Raw genomic sequence first — 25,339 nt, 5'->3', positions numbered from 1 at the left:
CCGGCGATGACGACCGCCGAGGAGATGGCGACTTCCGAGGAGACGGCGGCCCCCGACGAGCCGGGCCCGCGCACGGGTTCGGCGATCCTGCGGACCGCGCTGCGCCGCAACGCCGGCGCGATGGCCTCCGGCACCGTCCTCATGGGCATGTACCAGGCGGGCGAGACCGCCTTCCCCATCGCGCTCGGCCTGATCGTCGAGCACACCATGCGGGACCGCGGCCTCGGCGCGCTCGGCCTGTCCATCGCCGCGCTCGCCGTGATCATCACGACCGTGTCGTTCTCGTGGCGGTTCGGGATGCGCATCCTGCAGAAGGCCAACACGACCGAGGCGCACCGCTGGCGGGTGCGGGTCGCGGCCTGCGGGCTCCAGCCGGTGGCGCGGGACGCCGACCTGAAGTCCGGCGAGGTGCTGACCATCGCCACCGAGGACGCCGACCAGACCGCCGACATCATCGAGGTGGTGCCGCTGCTGGTCAGCTCGCTGGTCGCGGTGCTGATCGCGGCGGTCGCGCTGGGGCTGGCCAATGCCGGGCTCGGCCTGCTGGTGATCGCGGGGACCGTCGCGGTGCTGTCGGTGCTGAGCGTGCTGTCCAAGCGGATCGGCACCGGCACCCGCGAGCAGCAGGCCCGGGTGGCGCGGGCGGGCGCGAAGGTCGCCGACCTGATCACCGGCCTGCGCCCGCTGCACGGGTTCGGCGGCAACCACGCCGCGTTCGCGTCCTACCGCCGGGTCAGCGGGGAGGCGCGGGACCAGGCCGTCACCGTCGCCAAGGCCAACGGCGCCTACGCGGGCGCCGCGCTGGCCCTCAACGCGCTCCTCGCCACCGCCGTGACGCTGCTGGCGGGCTGGCTCGCGTTCGAGGACCGGATCACCACCGGGGAGCTCGTCATGGCCGTCGGGCTGGCGCAGTTCATCATGGAACCGCTCAAGCTGTTCTCGGAGATGCCGAAGTACATCATGGTCGCGCGGGCGTCCGCCGAGCGGATGGCGCTGGTGCTGGCCGCGCCGCCGGTGGCGGTGCCGGGCACCGAGCGCCCGGACGCGGACGGCGGCCTGGCGGTCGACCGCGTCCGGTACGGGTCGCTGCGCGAGCTGAAGTTCGACGTGCCCGCCGGGGAGTTCACGGCGATCGCCGCCTACGAGCAGCGCGCCGCCGCCGACCTCATGGCGCTGCTGTCCGGCGACGTCCCGCCCGGCGCGTACGAGGGCGCGGTGCGGGTCGGCGGCCGCGACACCGCCGACCTGTCGACCGCCGGGCTCCGCGCGCACATGCTGGTGAACCCGTCCCACGGGGAGATCTTCGCGGGCACGCTCCGCACGAACATCGACCCGTCGGGCACCGCGCGGGAGGTCGCGGCGGCCGTCGAGGCGTCCATGCTGACCGACGTCGTCGCCCTGCACCGCGACGGGCTCGACCACGCCGTCCGCGACCGCGGCGCGAACCTGTCCGGCGGGCAGCGCCAGCGCCTGTCGCTGGCCCGCGCGCTCGCCGCCGACGCGCCCGTCCTCGTCCTGCACGACCCGACGACCGCCGTCGACGCGGTCACCGAGCAGCTCATCGCGCGGGGCATCGCCGAGATGCGGCGCGGCCGGACGACCGTCGTGATCACCAGCAGCCCGGCCTTGCTGGACGCCGCCGACCGCGTCCTCGTCCTGGACGGCGGCGCCATCACCGCCGAGGACGCGCACCGCGCCCTCCTGCGCACCGACGAGCGCTACCGCCAGACCGTGGCCCGCTGACCCCGGGGTCGCCGAGGAGGTGGGCGGCGGGCCGGTGCTCGACGAGGCGGCCGTCGTCGACGACGGCGACGGTGTCGGCGATCCGGGCGACCACGCCGAGGTCGTGGCTGATGAAGACCAGCGCGAGGTCCAGGCCGGCGAGCAGGTCCAGGATGGCGGCCTGCGTGAGGGTGTCGAGCCCGGAGGTGATCTCGTCGCAGATGAGCACGCGGGGCCGGGCGAGGAGCGCGCGGGCGAGGGCGGCCCGCTGGAGTTCGCCGCCGGACAGCCGGTCGGGGCGGTGCCGGACGACCGGCGCGTCCAGGCCCATGCGCTCCAGGGTGTCGAGCGCCTCCGCGCGGGCCCGGGCGGCGGGCACGTCCCGCAGCCGGACGGCGGTGCACGCCACCTGCTCGTCGACGGGACGCCACGGGTCGAACGAGGCGCGCGCGTCCTGGAACACGTACTGCACCAGCCGCCGATCGGCGCGGGTGCGCCGCCGGGGCCGCGCGGGCAGCGGGACGCCGCCGACGGTGACGCCGCCGGCCGTCCACGGGTGGAGGCCGGCGACGCAGCGGGCCAGCGTCGTCTTGCCGCCGCCGGACCGTCCGACGATCCCCAGCCGCTCCCCGTCGGCCACGTCGAGGCTGACCCGGTCCACGGCGGGACGGCCCCGGCGGCCCGCGTGGACGGCGGTCAGGTCGCGGACGCGCAGCAGCGGGACGTCCGGCAGCGGACGGGCGGCGGCGGGTGCCGCGGGGTCGGGCTGCGCGGCGACCAGGGCCTTGGCGTAGCCGCCGCGCGGCGCGTCCAGGACGTCCGGTCCCGCCTCGGCGACCTTGCCGTCGCGCAGCACGACGACGTCGTCGGCGAGCGCCCGGACGACGTCCAGGTCATGGCTGAGCAGGACGAGCGTCACCCCGAGGCCGCGCAGCACGGCGACCAGCTCGGCGCGGGTGGCGGCGTCCTGGCCCGTGGTCGGCTCATCGGCGACGATCACCTTGGGCGCGGTGAGCAGGGCCTGGGCGATGACGAGCCGCTGCTGCTGCCCGCCCGACAGCTGGTGCGGGAACCGGCGCAGGAACGCCGCGCCGGAGGGCAGCCGCGCGGCGCCGAGCGCGCCGGCCACGTCGGTGCCGTGCAGCCGGGCGATGCCCCGGAGCACCGGCCCGATCCGCCGGGCGGGGTTCAGCACGGACGACGGATGCTGCGGGATGTAGCCGACGTCGCCGGCCGGGGCGGGCCACCGCCCGTCGATCCGCACCGTGCCGGTCGCCTCGGTGCCCGGCGGGTGCTCGCCGAGCAGCGCCAGCCCGGTCGTCGTCTTGCCGCTGCCGGACGCCCCGACCAGCGCGAGGGCACGCCCCTCGGGGACGGTGAAGCTCACCCCGTCCACCAGCGTCCGGGCGGCGGAACGGACCCGCAGGCCCACCACTTCGATCACCGTTCCTCCAAGGCCCGGTCGAAGGCGAGGTTGAGCCCGACCGTGAGCATGACGATCAGCAGCGCGGGCGCGAGGACGGACCAGGGGTTGAGGAACAGGCCCGCCCGGTTGCGGTCGATCATCACGGCCCAGTCGGCGGTGTCGGGGGACACCCCGATGCCGAGGAACGCGGCGGCGGCGACCAGGTAGAGCGTGCCGGTCAGGCGGGTGCCCGCGTCGGTGACCAGCGTCCGCAGCGCGGAGCGTCCGACGAACAGGACGCCGGTGCGCCACCGGTGCTCGCCCTGCAGCCGCATGGCCTCGATCGCCGTCCCGTGCGCGGCCTCCAGTGCCGCCGCGCGGGTGACCCGGGCGATGTCGGGCAGGTGGACGAGGGCGAGCGCCCACACCAGCGCGCCGCCGGACCCGATGGCGGCGAGCAGGATCAGCAGGAGCAGCGACGGCACGGCCAGCAGCAGGTCCAGCGGGCGCATCAGCGCCTCGTCCACGGCGCGCCGCGGCGCGGTCGCGGCGGCCAGCCCCCACGGGACGCCCAGCAGGTACGCGCCGGTGGTGGCGGCCAGCGCCACCAGGACCAGGGTCCGGCCGCCGAGCAGGACCTGGCCCCACACGTCCCGTCCGGCGAAGTCGGTGCCGAGCGGGCCGTCCGCGGCGAACGCCGCCGCGCGTCCGGACGTCCCGGACGACCCCGGCGCCAGCCACGGCCCCGCCAGCGCGATCAGCACGGGCACCGCCACCAGCAGCAGCGGGACGATCGGCGGCCGCCTCATGCGCGCGGCACCAGGCGGAACGCCGCCAGGTCGGCGGCCAGGTTGACCAGGACGGTCGTCGTCGCGAACAGCACCGCCAGGCCCTGGACGACGGGCAGGTCCCGGTCGGCGACCGCGTCCACCAGCACCGTGCCGAGCCCCGGGACCACGAAGACCGCCTCGACGACGATGACCCCGCCGAGCAGCCAGTCCACGGTCCGGGCGAGCTGCTGCGCGGCGGGCGCCAGCGCGTTCGGCAGCGCGTGCGCGTACCGGACGCGCCGCACCGGGACGCCCAGCCGCAGCGCGTGCCGGGTGTAGCCGGCGTGCAGCGCGTCGATCATCCCGGCGCGGACGAGCCGCCCGGTCGACGACAGCGGCCGGGCCAGCAGCACCAGCAGCGGCAGCACCAGCACGGCGGGGCCGAGCCCGTCGATCGCGGTTGCGGGCAGCCAGCCGAGCCATCCGCAGAACACCGCGATGAGCAGCATGGCCAGGGCGAACTCGGGGACCGAGTACAGCGCGACGCCGGTCGAGGTCAGCGCCCGGTCCAGCGGGCCGCCCTCCCGGACCGCCGCGCCCACCCCGGCCGCGACGGCCAGCGGCACCAGCAGCGCCAGCGTCAGCCCGGCCAGCAGGGCGGTCGGCGCGAGCGCGGCCAGGACGATCTCCGCCACCGGCCGTCCGGACACGATCGAGCTGCCGAGGTCCAGGCGCGCGAGGCCGGCCGCCCACTCGGCGAACCGCTCGGGCAGCGGACGGTCCAGGCCGAGGCCCGCGCGGATCTGCGCGACCCGGGCCGGGTCGGGGGAGTCGCCGGCCAGCACCACCGCGGCGTCGCCCGGCAGCAGCTCCGTCAGCAGGAAGATCACGGTGGTGACGGCGGCGACCTGCGCGAACGCCGGCGGCAGCCGCCGCGCGGCGTAGCGGGGGAGGCTCATCCCAGGCGGACCTTGTCGAAGCGCGCCCAGTCCAGGGTGTTCATCGGGGCGCCGCGCACGCCGGTCACGTCGCGGGCCGTCGCGACGATGCCGTCGGCGAATCCCCAGACCAGCAGGCCGCCCTCGGCGTGCAGCATCCGCTGCATCCGGTCGAAGGCGTCCTTGCGGTCCTGCTCGCGCGGTGCGGAGACGGCCCGGTCGTAGAGCGCGTCGAAGCCGGGCCTGGCCCACCGGGTGGCGTTGGTGGTCGAGTGCGAGAGCAGCCGCTGGGAGATGTGCGTCTCGATCGGCATCGCCCCGGAGCGGAAGCTGACCAGCGTGCCCCGCTTGAGGATGTCGGACCAGTAGGTGTCCTTGTCGCCGGTCACGACCTTGGCCTTGAGCCCGGCGGCGCGGATCTGGTCGGCGAACACCGTGGCCGCCTCCACGAAGCCGGACGCGGCCTGGGACGTGGTCAGCTCGATCGTCGTCCCGTCCGCCCCGGCCCTCCTGATGAGCGCCTTGGCGCGGTCCAGGTCGGGTTCGCGCTGCGGGATGCCGGCGGCGTAGTGCAGGTAGCCCTTGCCGAACAGGTCGTTGCCGATCTGCCCGGCGCCCGGCATCGTCGTGTCCACCAGCCGCCGCCGGTCGGCGAGCAGGAACAGCGCCTCGCGCAGGTCGCGGTCGTCGAACGGCGGCCGGTCGACCTTCATCGCGAACGCCTGCATGTTGCTGTTGGGGGAGTGCACGAACCGGGCGCGGGAGCCGTGCCGGCGCGCGGTCGCCGGCGAGATGTCGTGCGCGTACTCGACCTGGCCGCCGAGCAGCGCGTTCATCCGGGCCGACTCCTCGTTGGCGATCAGGAACTCCAGTTCGCCGATGTGCGGAGCGCCGTCCCAGTAGTCCGGGTTGCGGGTGAGCAGCACCGACCGGCCCGGCTGCCACGAGCCGAACCGGAACGGCCCCGACCCGACCGGCTTGGAGAAGTCGCGCAGGCCCGCCGGGACGATGTACGCGCCGAAGGCCGCGAGCGCGTTGGGGAACTCAGCGAACGGCCGCTGGAGCGCGAACTCGACGGTGCGCTCGTCCACCGCCCTGCTGTCGCGCAGGTCGATCAGCGCCAGGCTGGACCTGGCCCGGTAGGCGCCCTTCGGGTCGAGGATGCGCGCGTAGCTGGCCAGGACGTCCTGCGCCCGCACGGGCTTGCCGTCGTGGAAGACCGCTTGGCGCAGGGTGACGCGCCACGTCCGCAGGTCGGCGCTCGCCTCCCACCGCTCGGCCAGCCGCGGCCGCGGGGCGACGTCGTCGCCGAGGTCGGCGAGCTTGTCGAACATGGCCTTCGCCCGCGCCGCCTCGACGAACAGGTTCGCCAGGTGCGGGTCGAGCACCTCGGTCGCGCCGCCGCCCGCGAACGCCGCGCGCAGCCGCCCGCCGCCGCCGGAGGAGGAGGGGCCCGTCCCGCACCCGGCGAGGACGGCGGCTCCGGCGGCGGCGCCCAGGAACGCGCGGCGGGTCAACTGGTCGTGCATGGCTCTCCCTCGGAACGGCGACGCGGGATGCCGTACACTAACGAAAATGAAAACGGTTATCAAAGTCGTCAGTCGAGCGAGCGGCGGTCCTCCCGCAGGCCGCGCCACAGGAACGCGGCGGCCGCGACGGCGGCCCCGGCGGCGAGGACCACCAGGAGCCGGCCGTTGGGCACGGCCTCACCGATGCGGGCGACCGTCTCCTCCAGGGCGAACTCGGTGTCGGGGTCCACGAGGCCGGGCAGCGCCGACGTGCCGTCGAAGAGCAGGAACACCGCCCCCAGGACGATGAAGAACAGCCCGCCCACCAGGGACGTCGAATGCACCCGCAGCGGCCCGAGCCTGACCGGCCGGCCGCGCAGCACGCGGCGGCGGCCGAGGTCGTAGCGGTCCCACAGCAGGGCCAGGACGAACAGCGGGACGGCCATGCCCAGCGCGTACACCGCCAGCAGCGACGCCCCGTACAGCGGGCTGCCGCCGACCGCCGAGACGGTGAGGATGCCGCCGAGCAGGGGCCCGGCGCAGAAGCCCGACAGCCCGTAGACGGCGCCGAGCAGGCCGACCGACAGCGCGGACCCGGCCTTGCCGCGCCGGGCGGCGAGCCCCTGCAGGCGGCTGGAGCCGAACCCGAGCCCGGCGATCTGGACGACGCCGAGCGCGATGATCGTCCAGCCGCCGATGGCGATCAGCAGCTCGCGGTGCCCGTAGAACAGCCGCCCGGCCAGCGCCCCGGCGGCGCCGAGCGGGACCAGCGTCGTGCAGAGCCCGAGATAGAACACCGCCGTCCGGGCGACGAGCCGCGTCCGCTCGGTGAAGGAGTAGGCGAAGAACGCCGGGAGCAGCAGCGCGCTGCACGGGCTGAACAGGGTCAGGACGCCGCCCAGGAGGGCGGCCGCGTAGCCGACGCTCACTGCCCCCGCGCCTCCTCGATGGCCTTGACGAACACATCGAACGGCTGCGCGCCGAGGAGCGGCCGGCCGTTGATCAGGAAGGTCGGGGTGCTGGCGGCGCCGATCCGGTAGCCCTCGACCTGGTCGGCGATCATGGCGTCCTCGGCCTCGCCGCTCTTCATGTCGGCGCGGAAGCGGCCGAGGTCGGGCACGCCCGCCTCCCGCGCCCAGGCGATCAGGTGCTTGTCGGCGAAGTCGCCGGAGTTGCGGCGCCGGGGCTCGGCGTACAGCCGGTCGTGGAACGCCCAGAAGCGGTTCTGCCGCGCGGCGGCGTAGCCCGCCTGCGCCGCGGCCTTCGACTCCTCCCCGAAGATCGGGAAGTTGCGCCACTCGATCCGCAGCACGCCGGCGTCCACGTACTTCTTGATCAGCCGGGGCTTGGTCTCGCGGGCGAACCGGCCGCAGAACGGGCACTGGAAGTCGCTGTACTCGACCATGACGACCGGGGCGTCGGTGCGGCCGAGCGCGAAGGGGTCACCGTCCTTGCGCCGGGCCAGATCGGGCGGACCGGAAGCGGAGCGCGACGGCGACGCGGACGGCGAAGGCGACGTGGCGGCGCCCGGTTTCTCGCCGCCCCCGGTGCTGAAGGCGGCGGCCAGGCCGAGGGCCAGGGCGGCGGCGAGCAGCACGGCCGCGATGGTCAGGGAACGGGTCTTGCGAGGTGAAGCCGACATGGCGGAAAAGCCTTTCCAGGAGAGCGCGCGGCGCGGACGGGGCGTGTGTGAACACGGCCCGTGGTCAGCGCGGACGGGCCGACCACGCGGCGCGGCGCGCGCGGTGCGAAGGAAGCGTCAGGAAGAGCCGGGCGCGCCGACCGGGCAGTCGATCTCACCGGCCAGGCGCCGCACGGCGGCCACGGCCAGCAGCGCGATCGACAGCACGGCCACGGCCGGCTGCAGCGGCGCCCAGATCGTCAGCGCGCCGGAGGTGCCCAGCAGCAGGAGCACCGCCTTGTTGCACACCGGGCACCCGATCGCGAAGAACGACAGCAGGCCGCCGAGCGGGCCGAGGCGCCGGCCCGTACCGGACGGCCGTCCGGCATAGGTGGCCAGGACCAGCCCGGACAGGGCGGCGGTGACGGCGAGCACGGGGTAGTTCCACCACTGCACCGGCACGGAACGGCCGAACAGCGGATTCGGGATCACGTCGGTGGGCGTTCCCACCAGGAGCGCGGCCCCGGCGGCCCCGGCGGCGGCGAGCGCCCAGCGGCGGCGCGGCCAGAGGGCAAGCGCGCGGCCCGCCTTGGCGAGCATGCCGGTGGACGCCCGCGCGGACGGGCGAGAAGAGATCATCGGTCGGACTCCGTTCGGTCGGATCTGGCGGCCCGGGTGAACGGGGCCTCTAGATCCGCAGAACGCAGAGTCCGGCGAGGTCGGGCGGGGGCGGGGCGGGGCCCTGGCGGGCCGCCGGGGCGACCGCGCCCGGCGGCGGCGCCGCGCCCTCGGCGAGCGCGGCCGGGAGCGCGACCGCCGGGACCGGCAGCGGCTGGGCGGCGGGCGCGACCGAGGGCGCCTCGGCCACCGTCTTCTTGCCGCACTGCCCGGTGCCCGGTTCCGTCCCGGACTCCGGCGGCAGATCGTCCGCCGCAGCGGCGGACACGGCGGCGACGGGGCTCGCGCCGGCCGACTGGAAGACGGCGGCGCCCTTGCCGAGCTGCATGAGGCAGCCGACCGTCAGCAGGACGATCAGCAGCGCCAGCACCAGGCACGGCCGGGACCACGCGGGTCTCGTGCGCACCGGGGACGGCATGCCGGTCGTCCTTCCTGCCAGCGATACGGATGTTCGGCTCACTATAGGAGACGGGGCGAATGGTGGCGTCCACCCCGTTCGCGCGGGTCGGCGGAGGTCAGGCCAGCCTGGTGTGCGCCGCGGAGAACAGGGTCGAGCAGACGCCGACGAGGGTCTCCGGGGGAGTCGCCCGTTCGCTCAGCAGCCAATCGACGAGCAGGTGGTTGACGGCGCCGACCAGGCCGACCGCCGTGAGCCGCCGCGCCTCCCCGGGCGGGCCCGTGCCCGACCAGACGGTCGTGATGAGCTCCGCGAACTCGCGCAGGACGCCGTGCCGGCGCGCCTCCAGCTCCGCGGACACGCCGACCACCTCGATCAGCACCACCCGGGCGCGGCGCGGGTCGCGGGTGAGGAAGCCGACGAACGCGGCGAGCCCGGCGTCGGCGGCGGCGTCGAGGTCGCCGGGGGGCGCCTGCTCGATCGCGGCGAGGGTCACCGCCCGCAGGCCGGCCGTGAGGTCGGTGTAGAGCTGCACCAGGCAGTCGTGGCGGTCCTTGAACGAGGCGTAGAAGTACCGCTCGGTGAGCCCGGCCTCCTTGCAGATCCTCTTGACCGTCGTCGGCGGGTAGCCGTCGGTGCCGAACAGCTCCAGCGCGGCGGCGAGGAAGGACTCGTGCCGCCTCCTCGCGCGCTCGGCCGGGGCGAGGCCCGAGTAGTGCCGTCCCTGGTCTCGCGTCCGCACCATTGCGCCGCCCCCTCCCGACCTGGCAGTCTAGGGAACAATCTGACATATGAGCGTGTCAGAATTGGGGAGGGCAGCGATGACGGGGCCGGGACGGCTCGCGGGGCGCGTGGTCGCCGTGACCGGGGGCGGGCACGGCATCGGGCTCGAGACCGCCCGCCGGCTGGCCCGGGCGGGCGCGCGCGTGGCCATCGGCGATCTGGACGGCGCGGCGGCGCGAACGGCCGCCGCCGAGCTCCCGGGCGACGTGGCGGGGCTCGCGCTCGACGTCACCGACACCGCGTCGTTCGCCGCGTTCATCGACGCGGTGGAGGAGCGCTGGGGGCCCGTCGACGTGCTCGTCAACAACGCGGGCGTGATGTGGGCCGGCGGGTTCGCCGACGAGCCCGAGTCCGCCGCCGCGCGCCAGCTCGACGTCAACCTGCACGGCGTGATCAGGGGCGTGAAGCTCGCCGCGCCCCGGATGTGGGCGCGGGGGCGGGGCCACATCGTCACGATCGCGTCCGCCGCCTCGAAGCTCTCCCCGCCCGGCGAGGCGACCTACGCCGCGACCAAGCACGGCGTCTACGGCTACCTCAAGGGCGTCCGGGCGGAGCTGCGCGGCACCGGGGTCCGGCTCTCGGTCATCATGCCGGGCGTCGTGGACACCGAGCTGGCCGCGGGCACCGCGACCGGCGCCGTCCGGCTGCTCGCACCCGCCGACGTGGCGCGCGCCGTCCACGCGGTGATCGTCCGGCCGCGGTTCGAGGTGTCGCTGCCCGGCCGCATCGGACCGCTGGCCGACTGGGCGAACGTCCTGCCGCAGCGCGTCCGCGACCTGCTGTTCCGCGCGCTCGTACCGGACCAGGTCCGTGCGGTGGCGGGCACGTCCGCCCGCACGGCCTACCAGGCGCGCCGTCTGACCGGAGGAGACGATGACTGAAACCCTGCCGTCCCGGCAGGCCGTCCGGCCCATCCCGGAGTTCGCCGGCGTGCACGACGTCTGGCCGCGGGGCGAGCGGCTCAAGGCGATCCGCGCGGCCGCCGAGCGCTACCGCGAGCGGTTCGCCGGGCAGGGCCGGGTCCGGGCGGTGAAGAGCGTCGACATCGCCGCCGCCCCCTACCCCGCGCGGTTCGCCTTCCAGGGGTACTCGATCAACGCGAACCCGCTGATCACCATCATCAACCGGATGTTCGTCATCCAGTTCGACGGGTTCGACGGCCGCCTGAAGACCCTGGTGTGGGAGCCGACCGTGGCCGCCGGGTCGGCGGAGGCGCCGTTCTACCGCAAGCTGCAGGCGCTCTCCCGGCGGATGCGCGCCGAGCGCCTGTTCGTCAGGTACTACAACGACCCCGACCGGGTCCTGCCGTCCCTCGGGCTGCGCAACGACGGCATCGACTACGTCAGCTTCGACCACCTGCACGTCCAGGACGTGCGCATGATCATGGGCAGCGAGAAGCCCATCGAGGGCGAGCGGGCGCCGCGCGAGCCGCTCTTCCCCAACGCGAAGCTCCTGGTGCACCGCAGGGAGCTCGGGACGTTCGAGTCCATGCACCCCATGCAGTGGGCCTGGTACGTCGACGGCGGCATGGACGGCGTCCCCGCCGAGCGGCTGGAGGTCTTCGACGGCGACGTGGAGCTCGGCGTCGGCGTCAGCCTGCTGTGGACGCCCGGCCACACCGACGGCAACCACTCCCTCGTCCTCAACACCCCGGACGGGATCTGGGTGTCGTCGGAGAACGGCATGGCCGCCGACAACTGGCAGCCCGAGCTGTCGAAGATCCCGGGGGTGCGGCGGCAGGCGGCCTTCTACGGCCGCGAGGTCGTGCTGAACGCCAACACGCTGGAGGACTCCCTGGACCAGTACGACTCGATGGTCAAGGAGAAGACCCTGGCCTCGCCGTCGCCCCGCGACCCCCGCTGGCTGCAGATCATCCCGTCCTCGGAGTGCGCGGACTGGAAGCGGCAGTGGCCGCTCGTCCCGACCCACAGCCACGGCGGCCTCGACTACGGCACCATCACCGGGCCCGGTCGCGGGGTCATTTGACGGCGATGCCGCCGTGGACCCAGGCGCCGCCGGACGTCGCGACAACTGTAGAAGGTGAGATATCGGAAAAGTAGTGATGTGCGGAGTTCGCTGTGCCACGATGTCGCTGATCAGCCCCCTGCGCATGGAGCGCGAATGGAATTCAGCCTCAACGGCGAGTCCGTCGGCGTCGGTGCCGGGGCGGGGGCCGCGGAGACCGTGGCGGACGTGCTGCGGGAGCGGATGGGGCTGACCGGGACCAAGGTCGCCTGCGGCACGGGCGTGTGCGGCACCTGCACCGTCCTGGTGGACGGGCGCACGGCGGCGAGCTGCCTGCTGCCCGCCGAGGCGGTGGCGGACCGCGAGGTCACGACCGTCGAGGGCCTCGGCGGCGACCATCCGGTGCAGCGGGCCTTCGCCGAGCACGACGCGCTCCAGTGCGGCTACTGCACGCCGGGCTTCGTGGTGGAGGCGGCGGCCTTCATGGACCGGTGGCGCGCCGAGCACGGCACGTCCGAGCCGTCCCGCGCGCAGATCGCCGAGGCCCTGGCCGGGCACCTGTGCCGCTGCGGCGCCTACGTCGGCATCTACGAGGCGGTCGCGGCGGCGTGCGCGGGCGAGCACGACGACGGCGCGGTGACGCCGGCCCGCGTGGAGGCGCTCAGCAAGATCACGGGTGCCGCGCGGTACACGGCGGACGTCGTCCTGGACGGGCAGCTCGAAGGCGTGATCGTGCGGTCGCCGCACCCGCACGCGAGGGTGGGGGAGATCCGGTTCGACGGCCCGCTGACCGAGCTGCTGCCCGCCGACCGCGTCGTCCGCTACGTGGGCCAGCCGGTGGCCGCGGTCGCCGCGCCCACCAAGGCCGAGGCACTGGAGGCCGCCGCGCGGGTCGAGGTCGCGTACACGGCGCTGCCCGCCGTGCTCTCGCCGGAGGACGAGACCGCCGTCTATCCGACCGCGGAGTCGCGCAAGGAGGCCCCGCGCGCCAGCGAGGGCCCGCTCGCGTCCGCCAAGTGGAACGGCAACGTGCGCGGACCCGCCGGCATGAGCTGGCGCGGCGGCACGGCGGTGAAGCGCATCGAGAAGGCCAGGAGCGACGGCGGCCAGACCCTGGTGGAGGCCACCTTCACCACCGGCGTCCAGGCCCACACCTGCATGGAGCCGCACGGCTGCGTGGCGCGCTGGGAGGACGGTGAGCTGCATCTCCACCTGTCCACCCAGGCCATCACCCGCGTCGCCGACCAGGCGGCCAAGCGGTGGAAGCTCCGCCGGGAGCAGGTCCACATCGTCGCCGAGCACGTGGGCGGCGGTTTCGGCTCCAAGGTCAACGTCACGCCCGACGTGGTCGCCGCCGTGGAGCTGTCCCGCCTGCACGGCGCGCCGGTCCGGGTCGTGCTCAGCAGGCCGGAGGAGCTCGTCGACGGCGGCACCCGTCCCGGAGTGCGCGTCGAGCTGGCCCTCCTCGCGGACGCCGACGGCGGCCTGTCCGCCTTCACCATGGACGCCCACGGCGACTCCGGCGTGTCCATCGGGTCGAACGCGGCCTGGCACTCGCGGTTCTTCTACGGCAACGCGCCCCGCCGGATCCGCGACTACGACCACGTCACCAACCGCGCCCCCGGCATCCCCTTCCGCGGCCCCGGCCTGCCGCCGATGCTGTGGGCGCTGGAGCAGGGCGTGGACGAGATGGCGCTGCGCCGCGGCGAGGACCCGATCGACCTGCGCCGCCGCTGGGACGGCAACGCCAAGCGCCACGCGCTGTACGACCGGGCCGCGGAGCTGCCCATGTGGCGCGACCGTGCCGACCCCGGCGACGGCCGCCTCCGCCGAGGCGTCGGCGTCGCCGCCGCCAACTACATGTACTTCCTCGACCCGGGCACCAAGGTGGCGCTGGCCGTCGAGCAGGGCGCCGTGGTCGCCCGTATCGCCGTCCAGGACATCGGGACCGGCACCCGCTCAGTGATCGCCGAGGTCGTGCGGTCCGCGCTCGGGCTGCGGCCCGGGCAGGTGCGCGTCGAGCTCGGCGACAGCGGCCACGCCTACGGGCCGACGTCCGCCAGCAGCTGCGCCACCGCGTCCGTCGCCCCGGCGGCCGAGGACGCGGCCCGGCGGCTCCGCAAGGCCCTCGGCGGGCGCTCCCTCGACGAGGCCGAAGGGCTCAAGGCCGTCGGCAGGCGCCCCCGGGACCGGCGCGGGTACGTGACGCCCTTCCCTCTCGACCACTTCGCCATCGGACGCGGCTTCTCCGGAGCCGTCGTCGTGACCGAGGTCGAGGTGGACACCCTGCTCGGACGCGTCCGCCCGGCCCGCGTCTGGTGCGGGGTGACCTCCGGCCGCGTCTACGCGCCCCGGCTCGCCCGCAACCAGTGCGAGGGCGGCGTCATCCAGGGCATCGGCTACGCGCTGTTCGAGCAGCGCCACGAGGACCCGGCCACCGGCACCGTCCTCACCGCGAACCTGGAGGACTACCGCATCCCCGGCATCGCCGACACCCCGGAGATCGACGTGCACTTCCACACGGAGGGCTGGGACCACGTCCCCGGCCGCGGCATCGGCCTGGGCGAGGTCTGCACCGTGGCCGTCGCCGCCTCGGTCGGCAACGCCGTCCGGCACGCCACCGGGTGGCGCCCGCACGACCTGCCCGTCCGGCCCGACCTGCTCCTTGAGGGGATCGGCACGTGACCACCATCGAGGCCGCCGCCGCGGCCGTCCGCGACACCGGCGGCGAGCCCCGCGCCGGCGGTACCGACGTCATGACCCGGGCGGCCCGCCCCGCGGTCGACCTGCGCGGCGTCCCCGGCCTGCGCGGCATCGACTGGCGGCCGGACGGCTCCGCCCGCGTCGGCGCCCTCACGACCATCGCCGACCTGCTCGACGACGACCGCCTGACCGCCGCCTACCCGGCGCTCGCCGCCACGGCCGCCGCCGTCGCCACCCCGCAGATCCGCAACGTCGCGACCGTCGGCGGCAACCTCCTCCAGCGCAACCGCTGCTGGTACCTGCGCAACCCGGCCTTCACCTGCCACCAGACGGGCGGCGACACCTGCCACGCCCGCGAGGGCGCCCACCTCTACTCGGCCGTCATCGACCAGGGCCCCTGCGTCGCGCCGCACCCGTCCTCGCTCGCCGTGGCCCTCCTCACCTACGGCGCCACCGCCGACGTCCACGGCCGCTCCACGCCGGGCATCGCCGACCTGTACGGGGACGGCGCCGATCCGACGCGCGACCACCTCCTGGAGCCCGGAGAGATCCTCCAGGCCGTCCTCATGCCCTCTCCGACGCCGGACGAGCGAGCCGCCTACCGCCGCGCCACCGCCCGCGAGCTGGCCGAATGGCCCATGGTCGAAGCCGCCGCCCGCCTCACCTGCGACGGCGACACCATCGCCACCGCGTCCGTGGCCGTGGGCGGAGTGGCCCGCACACCGCTCCTGCTCCCCGAAGTGGCCGAAGCCCTCCTCGGTAAACCGGCCACCGACGAGACGCTGGCGGCGGCCGCGGACCTGGCGACCGCCCGTTGCGCACCCCTGCCTCAGAACGCCTACAAGGTGGCCCTCCTCCGCGCCACCCTGACCGACACCCTCAAAGCCGCCGTTCGTCGCGGACCATGACGGGCGCGACGCGGGTCATCGCACGTCGGAGAGCTCGAAGAGCAGCGTGGTCACGCTGACGTGCACGCTGCCCTCCGACCGGGGCGGCAGCGCGCCCCGGTGCACCAGGTCGACCGCCTCCGCCACCAGGGCGCGGGCCCGCTCCCAGTCCTCGGGGGAGATCCAGACCTCGGCGTCCGCGCTCAGCCGCTGCACGGTCATCGCCTCCAGCCGGCGGCGCAGGTCGGTGAACATCGCGCTCTGCAGCAGCCGTCCGGACGAGCGGTCCAGCCGGTCGGCGCTGGTGGGGTCGTAGCGGTAGCGCTTGGGAGCGCGGCCCCGGCCGGGGGTCGCGGCGGACGGCTCGTCCCCGACCTGCTCCAGGAACCCGGCGGCGGCGAGCTGCCGCAGGTGGTAGCTCGCCGAACCGTGGGCCAGCCCGAGCTCCTCGGCCACCTCCGTCGCCGACATGGCGGTCCCCGTCAGCAGCGACACGATGCGGACGCGCAGGGGGTTGGCCAGCGCGCGGAGCGGAACGAGCGGCTCTTTTTCCCAAGACATCTGGGGATGATAGGCGGAAGGGCCCCCGTCCATCGCGCTCAGCTCCGCCGGCGCAGCCGGTACCACTGGGGGGACGACCTGTTCATCGGCCAGCCCAGCCCCGCGGTCTCGGCGGGCCGGACGTCGAGCATCTCCCAGTCCGGGAACGCGGCCTCGACCTCCGCCTGGGACACCCCGCCGATGCGGGAGCGGAGCCGCGTGACGCCGAAGGCGAGCATCAGCAGCGTCGCGCCGGGATCGGCCAGCGCGGTGACGCCGCGCCCCTCGGCGCGCTGCCGCTCGGGCGGGAAGCCCTGGAAGCAGCCGATGTCCATGAAGAAGCCGAACGTCCCGAGACCGGCCGCCTCCAGGTCCGTCACGTCGCCCACCACGTAGGTGACCCCGTCGGGCGCCGTGCGCCGGGCCGCCTCGATCGCGGCCGGGACGTAGTCGACCCCGACGGCCTCCCAGCCGCGCCGCGCCAGCTCGGGGGTGAACTGGCCGCGCCCGCACCCGAGGTCGAGGGCGCGGCCGAGCGGCCGGGACCGGTCGGCCTCCTCCCGGTCGAGGAGCGCCGCGATGCCGGCCCCCGAGACCTTGCCGTAGCGCTCCCAGGGCGTGACGCCGAACCGGTACATGCGGGCGTAGTTCGTCATATGGTCCGATCCACTCGGGGGATGAGGAAGCTCAGGCCGCCGCCGCAGTGCTCACCTTCCGCATGCTATCGGCGATCTTGATCATGGCCCTCCGGGGTGGGGTGCGGGGCGCTCCGGCCGGACGACCTCGCCGGCCGCCGGTCACCGCTCGGCCTCCGCCGAGGAGGCGGTCAGCCGGGTCAGCTCGGCGAGCACCTCGGAGGCGGTCACCGGGTCGAGGCCGTCCGGGACGCCTGCGGCAGGCTGGTCGTTGCGGAAGCGGTCGGTGTACACGGCGAACCGGACGTCCGCCAGGGTCTGGTCGCCCATCTCGTCGGGCGCCCCCACGGGGAAGCCGTAGTCGTAGGTGAGGACCACATGCCGGTCGGCGGCGACGCGGCGGGAGATGTACCACTCGATGCCGGCCTCCATCGCCGGCCCGCGCACCCAGCCGCGCCGGACGAGGCCGAGCAGGTCGCCGATCGGGGCCACCAGCCCCTCGAACCGGGCCAGCCGGCCGGTCTCGCGCTCCTCGCCGGTGAGCGCGTGGACGGGCCGCGCCAGCTGCTCGAACGGCTGCAGGATCTCGTAGTCGAGGAACACCTCCGACCACGCCTTCACCTCCCCGCCCAGGTGGACGGGGTGCGCGATGCCGACCCGCGCCGTCTCCGGCAGGGCGACGGTGTCGTCGGCGGAGTCGGCGAACGTCCCGTCCTCGGCGACGCGGAACGCCGGGCCGTCCTCGGCCAGCCAGACCAGGCGCCGGACCAGATGCCCGGCGAGGGGATGCGCGACGAGGAAGTCGCGGAACTCCGCCACCGGCCAGCGGCGGCTCGTCACCATGGCCTTCTCGTACCGGGCGAGCAGGTCGGTCGCGACCGTCCGGACGTCCTTCTTCAGGCCCCCGAACCGCTTGTAGGCGTCCGGAGCGAGCCCCGGATCGTCGGACGCCCCCGGCCTGGGCAGGGACTTGCGCCGCGCGCCGGCCTCGTCGGCGACCGTCGGCCGGAGCGCCTCGTCGAAGCCGATGACGAACCGGCGCGGGCCGTAGTCGAGGGTGAGCGTCCCGGACGCGTCGAGCCCGAAGTCCGGGACGAGCCGGTCCGCGAGCTGCTCGGCGGACAGTTCGAGCTCGGCCGCGAGCTCCTGGATCTTCTCCTGCGCCCGGGCCTTGAGGCCCTTGAACTTCACCCGCTGCGAGATCGAGTGCAGGTGCATCAGGGCGGTGTCGGTGCCGACGGCCGCGAGGACGTCCAGGCCCGCCACGGCCTTGGCGTGCCCGCCCTCCCCAGGCCACGCCCGGATGACCGGGGTGAGGCGGCGGACCGTCTCGTCGTCACCGGTCAGCGCCAGCTGGGTGAACGCCCAGTTGTCGGCGGACGGCGCGCCGCACACCTCCCACCAGCGGAACAGCGCCCAGCCGAACGCGGCGACGGACGCCGGGTCGCACAGCTCGCGGACGACCTGGACGCCCGCGTACGCGTCCCCGGGCTTCGACATCGCCAGCATCGTGAGCACATGCCCGGCCGCCTCGTCCGGGAGGGCGCGCTCGCGGTCGCGCAGCAGCAACTGCGGGAGCATGCGCGGCTCGGCCCAGTCGACGACCGGGATCTTCTTGGGCAGATCGTCCAGCGGGTCACTGGCCAGCAGCGCCTCGATCGCGGCGGCGGCCTTGCCGCCATGGACCCGGGCGGCCTCCACGATCGGCTCCGGGCCGTGCCTGCCGGCGATGAAGCGCAGCGCGGCCTCGGCGCCACGCCGCGCGGGGCCCGCCTTGCCCAGCGCGTCCGGGATCAGGGAGGGCGCGGCGGCGGTCCCGTGGCGCCGCAGCCAGGCGCGGGCCGTCCTGCCCCCGGCCTTGAGCCGGACGAGCCAGTCGGCCATCGTCACCGCGACCTCGTCGGTCAGCAGCGGCAGCAGGTACTGCCCGAACGCGCCCGGATCGCGCCCGGCGACCGCGAGCGCCGGGCCGCACGCATGCGTCCCGTGGCGCGCGACGAGCGGCGGCAGCCACTCGTGCACCTCCCACATCTCGTTGTTGCTCGGCTCCCACCGGGGCAGCAGCGGCCGTACCAGATCCAAGGGCCCCCGAAGGAACAGGGTCGGGCGATCGGTCATGTAGAAGCCGCGCCCCTCCTCGACGTCCACGGCCCGCTGGGCGAAGTCGGTGCCCTCGGCCCGCCGGTCCCATAGATCGGACTCCCGCGCCGCCCAGACATCGCGCTCACCGGGACCCCAGACGACGGCATCAGAGCCGGGCGCGGGCAGATCCTTGATCACAACGGACTTGGCCGCCTTCCGCGGACGGGTCCACGGCGGCTCGCTCAGCAGCGGCGGCACGTCCGGCGTCTGCGGGACGCGCGTGTTCGCGTCGAGGATCTCCCGGATCCGCTCCCGCCGCCTGGCCGAGAGGCCGGTAGCGACCTCGGCCGCGATCCCGGGGTTGGCGCGGACATGCGCGGACAGCAGCTCAGCGGCCCGCGGCTTCCGCGACTCCGGCAGCAGCCGCATCGCCCGGACGGGGTAGCGCCGTGCGGTGGTCAGCAGGACGGGCACGACCTCGGGCCGCTCGACCCGGTTGATGAGGGCCCGCAGCGCCTCGTCCCGGGGAAGCGGCGGAAAGAACCCCAGCAGTGTCCGGGTCCGGTCGGTGCCGGTCATGTAAGGGCCGTCCAGGGCCTCGATCAGCAGCTCCACCACGGCATCGACGCCGACCCCGTCGAGCAGCGTCGCGACGACGTCGCGCCTGCACTCGAAACCGAGCGGCAGCCCCAGCCGAGCGGGCTGGTACGGCCGGCCGAGGGCGCACAGCGGCAGCCAGCCCGGCAGGTAATCGAGCCGGATCTCCCCGGGGCGCGCCCACAGGTCCTCGACCCACTCCTCCTCGGTCGGCACCAGATAGGCGGCGACCGCCTTCTGCAGCGGGTGATCGCGCACGCCCCCGATGAGTTCGACGGCCTCGGCGTAGACGTCCTCGGGCGCCGCGGCCAGCCGGCCGCGCAGCGACCTGCCGCTCTCCCGGGTCAGCCACCAGTCGCCGTGGATCTCATCGTCGCGGTGCCGCCGCAGCGTCATCGCCCGCAGTTCCGCGCGCCGCTCCTCGGTCCCCATCCGCACCGGCAGCCCGGTGGCGTTGATGTTCGCGGGGTTGTCGGCATAGATCCCGGCCCACTCCGTCCAGGCCCGCGCGGCGAACGCGACACCGTGCTCGGCGACCAGCGCGTCGATGAACAGCCGGTCGGGCGGCGGCTCGGACCACTCCGACATCTGGTTCAGCGGAGCGGTGACATACGCGATCGCGGCCGCACCGAGCGGATTCGCCTCCCCACCCAGATGAGCACGCGCGGCCTCGGCGATCCCGGCCTCAGTACCCGGAAGCCCGAGCACCACGTCAAGGTCGTCGCGCACGGCCTCAACGAGCGCCCGCGCCCCCTCAACGGCGTCCGCGACAAGCGCCGGCGCACCCGGCACGTCCCCCCGGTCCCGCCGCGCATGCCGCGCCCGCCGCCAACTCTCCGGCATGACGAACGCGTCCTCACCGACCCCCGCATCGATCATGACCAAAACCGTAGAGCAGCCCAACGACAAACCCATCCAAAATCCACCACCTGCTGCCCGCGGAACGGACGTCGGCCGCTGCGCACCGGGAGCGCGGGGGTTGTCAGTGGGTGGTGCGTGGGTGGTCAGTGGGCGCGGACAGGGTGTTGTTCATCGAGGCAGACACCTGATGGAGGTTCGAGCATGAGCGGCACTGGGACGCGCGGGGAGTTGTCCGTCGGCGGGCGGCGGTTGTCCTACCTGGACTTCGGTGGGGCTGGGCGGCCGCTGCTGGCGCTGCACGGCCATCTCTACGAGGGGCGGACGTGGGAGGGGTTGGCCGAGGCGCTGGCCCCGCAGTGGCGGGTCATCGCGCCTGATCAGCGGGGACACGGTGACTCCGACCGGGCCGCCTCCTACACGCGCGGCGACTACGTCGAGGATGCGATCGCCCTGCTGGATCACCTGGGGATCGAGCAGGCCGTGACGCTCGGTCACTCCGGCGGCGGCATCACCGCCTACCAGGTCGCCGCCCGTCATCCCCGGCGCGTGGCCGGGATCGTCAACGTCGAGGGTCCGGTCTGCGACCTCGACGACGGGCCCAGCGCACTGTCGTTCGTGCTGTCGATGCCCTACAACGCGTCCAACCGGGAGGCGCTTCTGGACGCCATCGGCCCGCTGGCCCCGATGCTCGGTGACAAGCTCCGGCCCACCGGGGACGGCGGCTGGCGCCTGCCGTTCCATCCGCAGGACACCATCGACTCGGAGCAGGCAAGCCGCGGAGACCACTGGGCCGACTGGATTGCCACCGAATGCCCCGCCTTGTTCGTGATGGCCCGCAGCAGCCAGGTCATCACGGCCGAGGAAGGCCGCGAGATCGTTGAGCGGCGGGCCAACACGCGTCTCGCCGAACTCGACGGCGACCACTTCGTCCACACCACCGACCCCCAGGGATTCGCCGCCGCCGTCAGGAGTTTTCTGGACACTCTCGGCTGAAAGCGGCCAAAGGGGATCGGCAGGCGCCTGCCGATCCCCGTGAGGCGTGATTCTGCGGTCGGCGGAACGGCTAGGGGGCGGCAGTGCCGCCGACCTACGATGTGCGCATGGCCGAGACCGTCCGACCGCTCATGCCCGCCGACGAGACGCCGACCGAGAGCCGCCCGCCGGCGGAGCCGCTGTGGCGCGACGCGCTCGGCGGCCGCCTGAGGGAGTTGCGCCGGGAGCGCGGCGAGACGCTGGTCGAGACCGCCCGCCGCGCCGGGGTCTCGCCGCAGTACCTCTCCGAGATGGAGCGCGGTGTCAAGGAGCCGTCGAGCGAGATGATCGCCGCGGTCGCCGGCGCCCTGGACATGACGCTCGGCGACCTGACGCTCGCGGTCGCGACGAGCCTGCTGGCCGCGCCGGCCGGACGGGCTCCGGCCGGCCCGACGTGCCGGGCCGCCTACGCGCTGGCCGCGTAAGGCGTCACATGGGGAGCGGCTGCCGCTCCTCGATCACCAGGTCGATGAGGCCGTAGTCCAGCGCGCCCTTCGCGGTGAAGACGCGGTCGCGGTCGGTGTCGGTGCGCAGCGTCGCGGTGTCCTGACCGGTGTGCCGGGCGAGGATCTGCTCGATGTCCGAGCGCACGCGGACGACCTCGTCCGCCTGGAGGATGAGGTCGGGGATGGCCCCGCGGCTCTGCCCCATCGGCTGGTGCAGGACGACGCGGGTGTGCGGCAGCGCGGCACGCTTGCCCGGGGCGCCCGCGGCCAGGAGCACGGCGCCGACCGCCACGGCCTGCCCCACGCAGGTCGTCGCCACTTGCGCACGGATGTAGCGCAGCGTGTCGTACACCGCCAGCATCGCGCTCGGGTCCCCGCCCTCGCAGTTGATGTACAGCTGGATGTCGCGCTCGGGGCTGTCGGCCTCCAGGTGCAGCAGCTGCGCGACGAGGGCGTTCGCGACCCCCGCGTCGATGGCGGTGCCGAGGTAGATGATCCGCTCCGTCAGCAGGTGCGAGTAGACGTCCATGATCCGCTCACCGCGCGGGTGCTGCGCGATGACGTTCGGGATCGTGTAGGTGCTCATCGGGCGGCTCCTTCGGAGTGGACGCGGAGTCCGACGGGACGGGGAGTGGGCGGCGCGATCTCGTCGAAGGTGCTGACGATCGAGTCGATGAACCCGTACTCGAGCGCTTCCCGAGCCGTGTACCAGCGGTCGTGGAGGGAGTCCTCGAAGACCCGGTCGAGGGGCTGGCCGGTGTCCTCGGCGATGAGCCCGAGCACCGTGTCGCGGGTGTGGCGCAGGTCGCCCGCCTGCAGTTCGATGTCGACGGCGGCGCCGGCGATCCCGGCGGAGCCCTGGTGCATCAGCACGCGCGCGTGCGGCATGGCGCGGCGCTTGCCGCGGGTGCCGGACGACAGCAGGAACTGGCCGGCGCTGTAGGCGATGCCGAGCACCGTCGTGGACACGTCGCACGGGACGAGCCGCATGACGTCGCGGATCGCCAGCATCGACGGCACCGACCCGCCGGGGGAGTGGATCCACAGCGCGATGTCGGCGGACGCGTCCTCCCGCGCCAGGGTGATCATCTGGGTCGCCAGCAGCGTGCCGTTGTCGTCGTCGAGCGCGCCGTCCAGCACCAGGACGCGCTGGTGGTAGAGCTCGCTCCGCACTCGTTCGTTGAACAACGGGATTCTCTGTTCCTCGCTCATGCCTTCACTCTGCGCCGCCCCCGGCACCGCCGACAGCCACATCTGCCCACGGCAGATCCGCTCAGAGCAGCGTGAGCGCTACAGGCGTCCGCCGGGCGGGGTCCAGTTGACGACGGGGTCTGCCTGGCGGAGGACGAGATTCCGCCCCAGGCGGCCGGCGGCCCACATGCCCGTGTCGCGGAGGGCCACCGCCAGCGGGTTCCGCATCCGGGTGAGGCGGGAGATCTGCTGGGACCTCGCCATGATCGCCGCCGTGCGGTCCCGCCGGGCGGCGGTGTACCCGGCGAGCCCGGCGCCTTCCGCGACCTCGTGCGCGAGCGTGACGCCGTCCTCGATCGCCTGGCAGGCGCCCTGGCCGAGGTTGGGCGTCATCGGATGGGCGGCGTCCCCCAGCAGGACGATCCGGTCGCGGTGGAGGACGGGGAGCGGGCGCGGCATGAAGAAGATGTCGTTGCGCAGGATGCGCGCGGGGTCGGCCCAGCGCAGCAGTTCGGGGATCGGGTCGTGCCATGCGCCGAAGAGGCGCAGCAGTTCGCGCCTCTCGTCCGGAGACGTCGTCCCCGCGGCGGCGGGCGCCGTGGCGTAGCAGTAGACCCGGCCGCCGGCGATCGGGTTGACCCCGAAGACCAGGCCGCGGCCCCACGTCTCGGAGAAGGCGCCGCTTCCCCGCGGGTCGGGGGCGAGCAGCCGCCAGGCCGTCAGGCCCGTGTACCGCGGCCCGGGGTGGGCGGGGAACAGGGCGGACCGCACGCCGGAGCCGATGCCGTCGGCGGCGACGACCAGGTCAGCGCTCTCCGCGCCCTCCGAGGTGGCCACCGTTCCGTCGGGGGCGGCCGACTCGACGGTGACGCCGAGGCGGATCTCCGCCGGGTCGAGCAGCCCCCGCAGCAGGTCGACCAGGGTGGCGCGCAGCAGGACGACGGTCGGGTCGCCGAACCGTTCGGCGGCGGCCTCGGCGCTGGTGCGGCTCAGCCAGCCGCCGCCCGGCCGCCGTATCCCGCCGTCGCCGGCGAACGTCGCGAGCTCCCGGACCCGGTCCCCGATGCCGAGGGTGTCGAGGGCGCGCAGCGCGTTGGGCGTCATGGCCAGGCCGGACCCGACCGGCTCCAGCGCCGGGGCCCGCTCCAGGACGCCGACCGTCCAACCGCGGCCCTTGAGCGCCGCGGCGGCCGTCAGCCCGCCGATGCCGCCACCGATCACGATCGCCTTCACCGCACACCTCCACACTACGTCTGTAGTGAGACTACGGATGTAGTGAGCGGGCGGCAAGTTAGGGTGTCCCACCATGGGATCGACGCGCGCCGAGCTGGTCGCAGAGACCGCCATCGCGCTGCTGGCCGAGCGCGGGATGCGCGGGCTGACCCACCGGGCCGTGGACGCCGCCGCCGGACTGCCCCCGGGCGCCGCCTCCAACGTCGCGCGCACCCGCGCGGCCCTGCTGGAACTGGCCCTGGCGCGCCTCAACGAACTCGAAGAGCAGCAGTTCGCCGCGCTGGGGCTCGCGTCCCTCCCGGACCGGCCGGAGCCCGCGATCGAGCTGCTCGCGCGGCTGCTGCACGGGCAGCTCACCCAGGGCGGGCGGCGCACCCTCGCCCGCTACGAGCTGGCGCTGGAGGCCACCCGCCGCCCGGAACTGCGGTCGCTGTACGACGCGAGCGGCCGCCGGTTCCTGGAACCGGCCGTCGCGCTGATGGCGGCACTGGGCTCCGCCGACCCGCAGGCCGACGGGCGCCGCCTCGTGGCCTACGCCGAGGGCGTGATGTTCTACGCGCTCGCCGGTGCCGGAAACGCCCCGACGCTGGACGAACTGCGCCGCGACGTGGCCGGTTTCCTCACCGGCCTCCTGCGCTGATCCGCGCCGGGCGAAACGGTCCCGGCCGTGGCCGGTCCGATCGATGCCGCGGCAACAATAAATGATTTGTCATCGGCGCCGCGGCCGGCTGATTTCCACGCCGCGAAGACCCGGAATTCGGGTTTCCGGTCGAACAGAACTCTGCCGACGACCTACGGTCCCTTGGTGGTTCTGCCCCTGCTCGGGCTGTTTCACTGAAGGAAAGACGCGAGGAGAGGAGATGCCATGTCGGCCCCACCGTTCCAGCCTCCGCTGATGAAATATCCACCGATCACGAGCGGCGCGACCGTCCAGATGTGGCAGCAGCAGATGAAGAACCGCGGCTGGAACATCGTCCCGGACGGGAAGTACGGCCAGGGCAGCCAGCGGATCTGCCGGAACTTCCAGCAGGAGCACCGGCTGAACGCCGACGGGATCGTCGGGCCGATCACCTGGCGGGCGGCCTGGGAGGCCCCGAGCACGCAGCCGCCGCCCCCGCCGGCCGACATCCTGCGGGTCGGCTCCTACGGGGACGCCGTCGTCGCCTGGGAGCGGCAGGCGGACAGCCGCGGGTGGCGGATCAAGAACGTCGACGGCTCCTTCGACGAGGAGACCGCCGCCGCGTGCCGGGCGTTGCAGACCGCCCTCGGCCTCCCCGTGACGGGGCAGGTCGACTACGAGACCTGGAACGCCGCCTGGCGGGAGCGGGTCGCGATCGCCGTCTGA

General features: G+C 74.4%; 24 protein-coding genes. 9 read left to right on the top strand and 15 right to left on the bottom strand.

Annotated elements, in window-relative coordinates; all coding sequences use genetic code 11:
* Positions 1-24 precede the first annotated feature (24 nt).
* Positions 25-1,743, top strand: coding sequence for an ABC transporter ATP-binding protein (locus HUT06_RS32945; protein ID WP_176199262.1), 1,719 nt, complete (start codon positions 25-27; stop codon positions 1,741-1,743).
* Here HUT06_RS32945 and HUT06_RS32940 read toward each other — a convergent pair.
* From HUT06_RS32940 to HUT06_RS32900, 9 genes are all read right to left on the bottom strand, one after another.
* Positions 1,673-3,166, bottom strand: a complete 1,494-nt coding sequence (locus HUT06_RS32940) for an ABC transporter ATP-binding protein (protein ID WP_176199261.1) — start codon at positions 3,164-3,166, stop codon at positions 1,673-1,675. The two genes, HUT06_RS32945 and HUT06_RS32940, sit on opposite strands and share 71 nt — an antisense overlap.
* Positions 3,163-3,936 (bottom strand): ABC transporter permease, encoded by a 774-nt coding sequence (locus HUT06_RS32935; protein WP_176199260.1) that lies wholly within the window; start codon positions 3,934-3,936, stop codon positions 3,163-3,165. Before HUT06_RS32935 ends, HUT06_RS32940 begins: the two co-directional genes overlap by 4 nt.
* Complete coding sequence (locus HUT06_RS32930; RefSeq protein ID WP_176199259.1) at positions 3,933-4,856, bottom strand: ABC transporter permease; 924 nt, start codon at positions 4,854-4,856, stop codon at positions 3,933-3,935. The genes HUT06_RS32935 and HUT06_RS32930 overlap by 4 nt, the downstream gene beginning before the upstream one ends.
* Positions 4,853-6,364 (bottom strand): ABC transporter substrate-binding protein, encoded by a 1,512-nt coding sequence (locus HUT06_RS32925; protein WP_176199258.1) that lies wholly within the window; start codon positions 6,362-6,364, stop codon positions 4,853-4,855. Before HUT06_RS32925 ends, HUT06_RS32930 begins: the two co-directional genes overlap by 4 nt.
* Positions 6,365-6,432: 68 nt before the next feature.
* On the bottom strand, positions 6,433-7,272 hold the full coding sequence (locus HUT06_RS32920) for a cytochrome c biogenesis CcdA family protein (protein WP_176199257.1): 840 nt from the start codon (positions 7,270-7,272) through the stop codon (positions 6,433-6,435).
* Positions 7,269-7,985 (bottom strand): thioredoxin domain-containing protein, encoded by a 717-nt coding sequence (locus tag HUT06_RS32915; RefSeq protein ID WP_176199256.1) that lies wholly within the window; start codon positions 7,983-7,985, stop codon positions 7,269-7,271. Before HUT06_RS32915 ends, HUT06_RS32920 begins: the two co-directional genes overlap by 4 nt.
* 117 nt (positions 7,986-8,102) lie before the next feature.
* Positions 8,103-8,603, bottom strand: coding sequence for a hypothetical protein (locus tag HUT06_RS32910; RefSeq protein ID WP_254715507.1), 501 nt, complete (start codon positions 8,601-8,603; stop codon positions 8,103-8,105).
* Positions 8,604-8,652: 49 nt separating this feature from the next.
* Entirely contained in the window at positions 8,653-9,060 is a 408-nt protein-coding gene (locus HUT06_RS32905) for a hypothetical protein (protein ID WP_176199255.1), read from the bottom strand.
* 97 nt (positions 9,061-9,157) lie between these two features.
* Positions 9,158-9,784, bottom strand: a complete 627-nt coding sequence (locus HUT06_RS32900) for a TetR/AcrR family transcriptional regulator (protein WP_176199254.1) — start codon at positions 9,782-9,784, stop codon at positions 9,158-9,160.
* Between the two features lie 76 nt (positions 9,785-9,860).
* Between HUT06_RS32900 and HUT06_RS32895 the strand changes: the two genes are divergently transcribed.
* The 4 genes from HUT06_RS32895 to HUT06_RS32880 all read left to right on the top strand — a co-directional run bounded on the left by HUT06_RS32895 (position 9,861) and on the right by HUT06_RS32880 (position 15,398).
* On the top strand, positions 9,861-10,703 hold the full coding sequence (locus HUT06_RS32895; protein ID WP_176199253.1) for an SDR family oxidoreductase: 843 nt from the start codon (positions 9,861-9,863) through the stop codon (positions 10,701-10,703).
* Complete coding sequence (locus HUT06_RS32890; RefSeq protein ID WP_176199252.1) at positions 10,696-11,808, top strand: hypothetical protein; 1,113 nt, start codon at positions 10,696-10,698, stop codon at positions 11,806-11,808. Before HUT06_RS32895 ends, HUT06_RS32890 begins: the two co-directional genes overlap by 8 nt.
* Positions 11,809-11,943: 135 nt before the next feature.
* Entirely contained in the window at positions 11,944-14,472 is a 2,529-nt protein-coding gene (locus HUT06_RS32885) for a molybdopterin-dependent oxidoreductase (RefSeq protein WP_176199251.1), read from the top strand.
* A complete protein-coding gene (locus tag HUT06_RS32880; RefSeq protein WP_254715506.1) occupies positions 14,469-15,398 on the top strand; it encodes a xanthine dehydrogenase family protein subunit M in 930 nt (309 codons plus the stop codon). Before HUT06_RS32885 ends, HUT06_RS32880 begins: the two co-directional genes overlap by 4 nt.
* A 15-nt stretch (positions 15,399-15,413) precedes the next feature.
* On the opposite strand, the gene HUT06_RS32875 is transcribed toward HUT06_RS32880, so the two are convergent.
* From HUT06_RS32875 to HUT06_RS32865, 3 genes are all read right to left on the bottom strand, one after another.
* Entirely contained in the window at positions 15,414-15,938 is a 525-nt protein-coding gene (locus tag HUT06_RS32875) for a transcriptional regulator (protein WP_176199250.1), read from the bottom strand.
* 38 nt (positions 15,939-15,976) lie between these two features.
* The gene (locus tag HUT06_RS32870) at positions 15,977-16,573 is read right to left on the bottom strand and encodes a class I SAM-dependent methyltransferase (protein ID WP_254715505.1); all 597 of its coding nucleotides are present in this window, start codon (positions 16,571-16,573) and stop codon (positions 15,977-15,979) included.
* Between the two features lie 141 nt (positions 16,574-16,714).
* Positions 16,715-20,110 (bottom strand): DUF4132 domain-containing protein, encoded by a 3,396-nt coding sequence (locus HUT06_RS32865; protein ID WP_176199249.1) that lies wholly within the window; start codon positions 20,108-20,110, stop codon positions 16,715-16,717.
* 183 nt (positions 20,111-20,293) lie between these two features.
* On the opposite strand from HUT06_RS32865, the gene HUT06_RS32860 reads away from it, so the two are divergent.
* Both HUT06_RS32860 and HUT06_RS32855 read left to right on the top strand, forming a co-directional pair.
* A complete protein-coding gene (locus HUT06_RS32860; RefSeq protein ID WP_176199248.1) occupies positions 20,294-21,085 on the top strand; it encodes an alpha/beta fold hydrolase in 792 nt (263 codons plus the stop codon).
* 107 nt (positions 21,086-21,192) lie between these two features.
* Positions 21,193-21,549 (top strand): helix-turn-helix domain-containing protein, encoded by a 357-nt coding sequence (locus tag HUT06_RS32855; protein ID WP_176199247.1) that lies wholly within the window; start codon positions 21,193-21,195, stop codon positions 21,547-21,549.
* A 4-nt stretch (positions 21,550-21,553) separates the two neighbouring features.
* On the opposite strand, the gene HUT06_RS32850 is transcribed toward HUT06_RS32855, so the two are convergent.
* The 3 genes from HUT06_RS32850 to HUT06_RS32840 form a co-directional block, all read right to left on the bottom strand.
* The gene (locus HUT06_RS32850; protein ID WP_176199246.1) at positions 21,554-22,156 is read right to left on the bottom strand and encodes a ClpP family protease; all 603 of its coding nucleotides are present in this window, start codon (positions 22,154-22,156) and stop codon (positions 21,554-21,556) included.
* Positions 22,153-22,782 carry a ClpP family protease gene (locus HUT06_RS32845; protein ID WP_176199245.1) on the bottom strand — a complete coding sequence of 210 codons (630 nt, stop codon included), beginning with the start codon at positions 22,780-22,782 and terminating at the stop codon, positions 22,153-22,155. Before HUT06_RS32845 ends, HUT06_RS32850 begins: the two co-directional genes overlap by 4 nt.
* A gap of 78 nt (positions 22,783-22,860) precedes the next feature.
* Positions 22,861-23,994 carry an FAD-dependent monooxygenase gene (locus tag HUT06_RS32840; protein WP_254715504.1) on the bottom strand — a complete coding sequence of 378 codons (1,134 nt, stop codon included), beginning with the start codon at positions 23,992-23,994 and terminating at the stop codon, positions 22,861-22,863.
* A gap of 73 nt (positions 23,995-24,067) precedes the next feature.
* Between HUT06_RS32840 and HUT06_RS32835 the strand changes: the two genes are divergently transcribed.
* Both HUT06_RS32835 and HUT06_RS32830 read left to right on the top strand, forming a co-directional pair.
* Positions 24,068-24,634 (top strand): TetR/AcrR family transcriptional regulator, encoded by a 567-nt coding sequence (locus HUT06_RS32835; RefSeq protein ID WP_176199243.1) that lies wholly within the window; start codon positions 24,068-24,070, stop codon positions 24,632-24,634.
* Positions 24,635-24,889: 255 nt separating this feature from the next.
* Complete coding sequence (locus tag HUT06_RS32830) at positions 24,890-25,339, top strand: peptidoglycan-binding protein (RefSeq protein WP_217711561.1); 450 nt, start codon at positions 24,890-24,892, stop codon at positions 25,337-25,339.

Origin of the sequence: Actinomadura sp. NAK00032, assembly GCF_013364275.1 — a bacterium.
In the GTDB taxonomy this organism is placed as follows: Bacteria; Actinomycetota; Actinomycetes; order Streptosporangiales; family Streptosporangiaceae; genus Spirillospora.
This window is presented reverse-complemented; position numbering and strand designations above follow the sequence as displayed.